A 5,869-nucleotide genomic window follows, 5' to 3' on the forward strand; every position below is an offset into this window, starting at 1 on the left:
GTTCATCAGCGCCTGAATTCCCTCGGACTGGTTTCCGTTTGTCAGCTGATCGGCTGCATAGACGTCAACTTTGATCTTTCCGCCGGTTGCCTGCTCCATCAGCTTTCCAAACATTCTACCGCCCTCTGCCCAGGTACTCGTCTCTGTCGTCGAACAGGTAAAGTTCCAGGTCATCTCCGGCCAGTTTAAATCACTGTGATCCTCAACCGTGTAAGCGCTTGTGGACACACCGCCATTTGCATTAGAACCTGCACCCTCTGCATTGGTAAATGCATGGACAAGTGCCTCTGCATCCTCGTAACCCTGAGCCTGCAGCTCCTTGATGTACCAGTCAGTTACCGGCTCTACTGCCTTCTTGAAGGACTCGATATCGAGTTCCTCAGTCGGAACAACCTCAACGCCGTTCTCACTCTGCCAACGATTCAGGATCTCCTCATCACCGGCACGGTTGATATGGCGCTCATAGGCAACTGCCTTGCGGCCTGCCTCATCGACAACTGCCTGCTGTTCCTGTGTCAGCGTATTATAGAGGTCCTCATTGATGCAGAAGAACAGACAGTCATAGTTTGCATTCCAGAGAGATACATACTTCTGTACCTCCTGTACACTTGCCGCATCGATTGCCGGAAGCGGGTTCTCCTGTCCGTCAACCGTCTTCTGCTGAAGCGCCGTGTAAGTCTCAGACCAGTTCATGTTCGTCGCATCTGCGCCCCAGAGTTCATAACACTTCATCAGCAGGTTCGATCCTGCAACTCTCAGTTTCAGATTCTTGATATCGGAAACACTCTTGACCGGGCGCACACTGTTTGTGAGCTGGCGGAATCCATTCTCTGCCATACCCATGCAGTGCAGGCCATAAGACTCAAGAATCTTGACAAGCTCCTGTCCTGCCGGTCCATCCAGAACGGCATCGGCATCCTCAACCGAATCAAACAGATACGGCAGGGAAACCACATTGAATCTCGGATCAAATGCAGAGTAAATCAGATTGCTGTGCATCGAGATCTGTACCGGATCTCCATTCATCAGTGCCTGAATTCCCTCAGACTGATTTCCGTTTGTCAGCTGGTCTGCTGCATAGACATCGACTTTGATCTTTCCGCCGGTTGCCTGTTCCATCAGCTCTCCAAACTTTCTACCGCCCTCTGCCCAGGTACTCGTCTCTGTCGTTGAACAGGTGAAATTCCAGGTCATCTCCGGCCAGTCAAGATCGCTGTAATCCCCGATTGTGTTGAAATCCTCTCCATCCACAGCGTCTCCATTTGCCATCGCGCCGGCACCGCCTGCTCCGTCTGTTCCATCAGAGCCATTGGAAGAATCCGATCCCGCACCTCCATTGCTCATTGCCGCTGCACTTCCAAGCAGTGCCGGAAGACCTGTGGACATCACCGGAACGTAGGTGATCAGAAGCAGAACTGCAACCGAAGCTCCAACCATCGGCATAACTGCACGGGAAATCTGCTGAAGCGTAACTTCCATTCCCTTTTTCAGCTTCACTCCGATTGCGACAAAAAGGTTTACTCCAACCGGCGGAGTTACCTGACCGATTGCAAGGTTTACTGTTGCCATCACACCGAACGCGATCACATTGTATCCGAGTGCCTTGCAGACTGGAAGCATGATCGGGATGAAAATATACATCGCAGAGTTTGCATCGATGAAGCATCCTGCGATCAGGAAAATCACATTACAGATCAAAAGGAAGGTAAACTGATTCTTTGCAAGGCTTCCCAAGAGTTCCGATGCAGCGGTGGAGATTCCAAAACGCGTGCAGACAAAAGAGAACAGGGAAGCACAGGATACGATCAGCATGATTCCACCGGTCGTCTTTGCAGACTCAACCAGAATATCCCACAGATCCGTCCATTTTACCTCACGGTAAATCACCATTCCTACAAACAGACCATACACAACAGAAACTGCTGCCGCCTCGGTCGGGGTGAAAAATCCACCGTAAATACCGCCAAGAATGATCAGAGGCATCAAAAATCCCCAGAATGCATCCTTAAACGCATCCCAGCGCTCTTTTGCACTCGCCTTCTTGACATTTGCCGGAACGACATGGTTGTGGTGAACCTCCCACATGACAACCAGCACAAGTGCCAGACCCATGAGGATTCCCGGAACAATACCTGCCACAAACATATCTCCGATCGATGCACCCGTGATCGATGCATAAACGACGAAAGCGATGCTCGGCGGAATGACGATTGCAATCGAGCTCGAAGTTGCCATCAGCGCCGTTGCAAACGGAGCGGAGAAACCACCGCGCTCCACCATTGCCGGGATCAGGACAGCTCCAAGGGCGGCCACCGTCGCCGGACCGGAACCGGAGATTGCACCGAAGAAGCATGCTACAATGACACACACATTTGCGATACCGCCCTTGCGATGACCCACGCAGGTATCTACAAAATGAATCAGTCTCGTGGAAATTCCAGCTTTTGCCATGATATTTCCGGACAGAACAAAGAACGGAATTGCAAGAAGCAGGAATTTACTGATACCGGAATAAATATTCGTTGCCACAATCGTCAGCGATGTTCCAGAGTAGAGGATCGCACACGCTGAGGAAAGTCCCAGACACACCGAAATCGGCACATTGAGAATCAAAAGCAGAAAAAAGGAGACAAACAATACTGCACTGACCATTTACTGCACCTCCTTTTTCTTTCCTGCATCATCTTTCTTTGTGCAGGTGTCGATACAGAACTCAATAAAATGCAGGCTCATACATGCCGCACCGATCGGGACAAAGGACCAGAAAATCCACTCCGGCCAGTTGAGCACAAAAGTTCTCTTCTGGTTTGCAAGCTGTGCAAACACCTTGTCCATTCCATAGTAAAACAAAATTGCCATAAACAGCACGCTGAAAAAGGTGATCAGACAAACCACCGGTTTTTTCGTGCATTTTGGCAGACGCTCTGTCACAAGGTTCAGTCCGACAAGACCGCCCTCTCTCGCAGACAGCGCTGCCCCTAAAAGGGTAATCAATACAAACACCGCAACAACCAGTTCCTCCGTAAAGGACCAGGAGCGATGAATCACTTTCCGCGAAAATACATTTCCCACGGTAAGCACAAGAATCAGGATCATGGTGATGACAAGAACTGCCTTCTCCACCACGGCCACTGCATCCATCAGCTTCTTATAGCCTTTCATAATTCTTCCTCCTAAAACGTACCTGCCAGTCCCATCCCGCCTTTCCTGAAATCTTTTCTCAGTTTCCATGTCACTGCACTTCTACACTCTGAACTGATACAGGGAAAATGCGCAAAAAAATCCCGCCCCGGCTCCTGCTCTCAGTCAGTCGAACCTGTGCGGATTCCATTTGCATCATTGCGGATTCCTCTATTTCTCAAAGATACTACATACTGGCATATTTTTATTTTACAAAATTTTAATAATTGCGTCAAGTATAATTGAAAAATATCAGGGATTTCGCTCATAATTGCCGTTTTTCTAGGTCCCAATGTGCACAAAGTTCCCCAGTGTTTCATTTTGGCTTTTTTAAGAGCGAAATCTCTGAATGCATAAGGTTATATATCATTTATGTATCATCAACGATACCGTTTTTTCATAGAAAATCCTCGCCCGCTGACCTCGCTGACCCGGCTTACCACCATAAAACTCTCCGGATCAATGCGATGAACCAGCTTTTCAAGTTCCGGAAGCTGTCGGTTGGAGATCACACTGAAGATCAGCTGCGTCGGATGCTTCAGATAACCGGTTTCTCCGGAAAGCATCGTTACGCCACGGTCCATCTCTGTGATGATAGCTTCCCTGATTTCCTGCGCATGCTCACTGACAATCCGCACTTCTGTGCGGGTGGTTCCCATCAGCATCAGCTTGTCCAACACCAGCGTGTAAGTCATCACCAGAATCAGGCCATATAATACCTTTTCCGGCGGATTTCCAACTGCCTGAACCAGAAGAATGCAAAAATCAAACACATACATGGAAACCGAAACCGGAATTTTCAGATAATGATTCAACACCAGCGGCGGAATATCCATGCCCCCGGTCGACGCCCCTGCGCGGATTACAATTCCAAGCGAAGCCCCGATCCCAAGCCCGGAAAATATCGTACATAAAAACAGATCCTGCGTCAGCACCAGATTTCCAAACAGCTTCTCAAAAAAGCCCAGAGCGATAGGATACACAAACGTACTTACAATGGTTGTCAGCGCAAACTTCCGTCCCATAACTTTCCATCCAATGAGAAGCATCGCCACATTGAATAGCAGTACAAAGGCGGACACCGGAATCCCCCATGCGCGGTTTAACGCCAGTCCGATTCCCGTGGTTCCTCCCGTGAGAAGTCCCGCCGGCATCAAAAAAAGTCTGACTGCCAGCGCATAAAGGATATTTCCAAGTATCACAATTCCCAGAGAGATAGCCTTTTGTAACGGATCATTCCATTTTATTTCCATGATTTTTTTCTCCTTACATACAGATTGTCTGTCATTTCATAAGATGCGGTTTTCTGTAAAATAAAAAACGCCTGTCAGGGATTTTTCCTAACAGACGTGGATCAAGGCATTTGCCTAATACGTTTTTAGTATAAAAAATTTACTGCTCTCTGTCAAGACAGAAGTCATTTCTACAAAATAAACCCTTATTTTCACTTTTCACGTTTTGCCATGCAATTTTGAAGCAGACACGCCCAGAATCCCTGCTCTTTTATCGCCATTATCTTTTATCGTCATTCTTTTTTGTCATCATCGACTTCTTTTCCGGTATCCAGATCCGGCACAGGGTTCCATGCCCCGGGGAGCTCTTGATCTCCAGCGTTCCGTCACACATCTTTTCAAGCCGTTCCCGCACATTGATGATTCCGACATGGCTGCGCCCATCATCCTCCACCTTTTGTTTCGGATCAAATCCCACACCATCGTCCTCGATACTCACCTCAAATCCCCCGCGGCTTCTCTCCGAACGGATCACCACCGTCCCTCCGGACATTTTTTTCAGAATTCCGTGTTTCACTGCATTTTCCACAAGGGGCTGAAGCGTCAGAGGCGGCAGCTGGAAATCTGTCTCCTTGATCTCAAAAATCACCTTCATTCTCGAACCGAAACGCTGACGCTCCAATGCCAGATAATGATTGACATGCTCAATCTCCCGCTCAAGGGAAATACAGTCTTTCTGGGAGATCGCATCCAGATTTCCCCGCAGATACTAGGAGAATTCATCCACTGCCGAGACTGCCTCCTCCGGATTCGTCTTGCACAGATAGCGGATCGTTGTCAGCGCATTGAACAGGAAATGTGGTTTTACCTGAGAAATCATCACCGCAATCCTCATATCATTCAGTTTTCTCTCCTGCAAAACCAACTTGCGAGCCTGCTCAGTCTTCGAGGTCATAAATACGACCAGCACAGAGAGCGTCACTGCAAAGTTTATGAACGAATATCCATAGACAAAGCATTGTACAACCATTGCAATCATCGGAAGCAGGGCATAGGACATAAAACTCAGGCAGGCTCCCGGTCTCGTCTGCCTGCGATAGCGAAACAGAAGAATATTGTCCACCACAATCCCAATAACTCCAATCAGTGCAGAGACCCACCAGCCGTTATTCCGATAGTAGCAGTTGTTTTCATCAAACGCATAGTAAAAATGGGTGAACTGCGAAACAACCAGAATCGCAACTGCTCCGGCGCACAGACAAAAAATTCCATTTTTCCATCTCTTGCGCACTCTGCGGTCAATCCCATCAATCTCATCCAGATAATACCAGGTAAAAAACAATAAAATCATATAGGTGCTGAAAAACACGATAAAATTGCTGATTCTCACCATATAATATCCGACCATTGTAAGATCCCCGCGAAAATACCATGCAAAGGAATCTGCGACCAAAAGA

General features: G+C 48.1%; 4 protein-coding genes and 1 pseudogene. All 5 read right to left on the reverse strand.

Annotation, left to right across the window (positions count from 1 at the left end; genetic code table 11):
• Positions 1-2,652 (reverse strand): TRAP transporter large permease subunit (locus ACR0QE_RS12970; RefSeq protein WP_432628756.1); only part of this gene is annotated, 2,652 nt, incomplete at its 3' end.
• Positions 2,653-3,162 carry a TRAP transporter small permease gene (locus ACR0QE_RS12975; protein WP_432628757.1) on the reverse strand — a complete coding sequence of 170 codons (510 nt, stop codon included), beginning with the start codon at positions 3,160-3,162 and terminating at the stop codon, positions 2,653-2,655.
• Between the two features lie 398 nt (positions 3,163-3,560).
• Positions 3,561-4,433: a YitT family protein gene (locus ACR0QE_RS12980; RefSeq protein ID WP_432628758.1), complete on the reverse strand. Its 873-nt coding sequence runs from the start codon at positions 4,431-4,433 to the stop codon at positions 3,561-3,563.
• A 259-nt stretch (positions 4,434-4,692) separates the two neighbouring features.
• Positions 4,693-5,061 (reverse strand): sensor histidine kinase, encoded by a 369-nt coding sequence (locus ACR0QE_RS12985; protein WP_432628759.1) that lies wholly within the window; start codon positions 5,059-5,061, stop codon positions 4,693-4,695.
• 66 nt (positions 5,062-5,127) lie between these two features.
• Positions 5,128-5,820, reverse strand: a pseudogene (locus ACR0QE_RS12990) (histidine kinase); the annotation flags it as partial.
• Positions 5,821-5,869 lie beyond the last annotated feature (49 nt).

Origin of the sequence: Brotaphodocola sp. (assembly GCF_050873065.1) — a bacterium.
Lineage (GTDB): Bacteria > Bacillota > Clostridia > Lachnospirales > Lachnospiraceae > Brotaphodocola.